This window comes from Sphingobium phenoxybenzoativorans (assembly GCF_001757355.1).
GTDB lineage: Bacteria > Pseudomonadota > Alphaproteobacteria > Sphingomonadales > Sphingomonadaceae > Sphingobium > Sphingobium phenoxybenzoativorans.
On sequence record NZ_MINO01000175.1, the window covers coordinates 1 to 1,437 of the forward strand.

1 protein-coding gene is annotated in these 1,437 nt (G+C 62.6%); it reads left to right on the forward strand.

Going from position 1 to position 1,437, the window contains the following annotated elements:
- Nucleotides 1-87: 87 nt before the first annotated feature.
- On the forward strand, nt 88-1,344 hold the full coding sequence (locus BHQ40_RS24660; protein WP_021243113.1) for an IS701 family transposase: 1,257 nt from the start codon (nt 88-90) through the stop codon (nt 1,342-1,344).
- Nucleotides 1,345-1,437: the final 93 nt, after the last annotated feature.

Sequence of the window (1,437 nt, forward strand, 5' to 3'; positions counted from 1 at the left end):
ATCTACTTTGGCAGAAGTGTAATTTTTGGGATTCCCCTTCGGAGGAATGCGTGATTCATAGGGAGCCAGCTTTTGTGGAGGCTGGCGATGGAAGAGGATTGGCGGCGGGACCTCGAACAGTGGCTTGAGCCGTATTTGCAGGCTCTGGCCAACAAGACGCGGCGGCGGATGTGTCCGGCTTATATCGCCGGATTGATAGGCCCGGGCGATCGCAAGAGTATCCAGCCGATGGCAGCACGCATCGACGCGCTCAGCTATGACCGGCTACACCATTTCGTCGGAGCAGGGATCTGGGACAGCGCGCCGCTGGAGGCGACGTTGTGGCGACAGGCTGATGAGCTGGTCGGCGGCGACAAGGCCTGGCTTATCATCGACGACACAGCGCTACCCAAGAAGGGCAAGGCCTCGGTCGGTGTCGCGCCGCAATACGCCACGGTGTTGGGCAAGAACGCCAACTGCCAGACCTTGGTATCGGTGACGTTGGCCTCGGGAGAAGTTCCGGTCATGCTGGGTTTGCGGCTGTTCCTGCCGGAAAGCTGGACCAGCGACACTGCACGGATGGCCAAGGCGGCTGTGCCCGAAGCATTTCGGGCCTATCGCACAAAGCCTGACATCGCGATTGAGGAGATCGACCGCATCATCGCTGCCGGCGTGCGCTTTGGCTGCGTCCTGGCCGATGCCGGTTATGGCCTGTCCGCACCGTTCCGGCAGGCGCTCAGCGCACGGGGCCTCTGCTGGGCGGTCGGCATCCCCCGCCACCAGAAGGTCTATCCCTCAGACGTGCAGTTGATCTTCCCGGTGGCGGGACGTGGACGACCGCGTGTCCGGCACGTACCCGACGTCAAATCCCTGGCCGCCCATACCATGCTGGAGGAGGCGAAGTGGCGGAAGATCAGTTGGCGCCGCGGAACCAAAGGCCGTCTGAGCGCCCGCTTCGCTGTCATGCGCGTGCGGATCGCTGATGGCGCGCCACAGCGGATCGGTGCTGCTGGCGCACAGCACATGCCAGGCGAAGAGGCTTGGCTGGTGGGCGAGCATCGCTCCAGCGGCGAGCGAAAATACTATCTTTCCAACCTTCCCGCCGACACGCCAGCCAAAGATGTCGCCGGCGCCATCAAGGCGCGCTGGGTCTGCGAACAGGCGCATCAGCAACTCAAGGAAGAACTTGGTCTCGACCATTTCGAGGGCCGCTCGTGGACCGGGCTGCATCGCCATGCGCTCATGACAATGATCGCCTATGCCTTCCTGCAAACACGAAGGCTCGCTCAGACGGGGCGGAAAAAAAAGAGTCTCCGGTCCGCCCCCTCAGCCGAGCCTACCGGCTGTACGCCAAGCTATCCTTGACCGCTTATCGCGCGCGCCGCCGCGCCATTGCCCTCATTGCGGAGGATGCCTGGCAACTGCACATCCTGCAATTCTGCCAAAGTAGTGCTAGGG

Excerpts from the sequence above, each read along its gene's own strand:
- BHQ40_RS24660 (WP_021243113.1), top strand. The coding sequence starts at position 88 with ATGGAAGAGGATTGGCGGCGGGACCTCGAACAGTGGCTTGAGCCGTAT.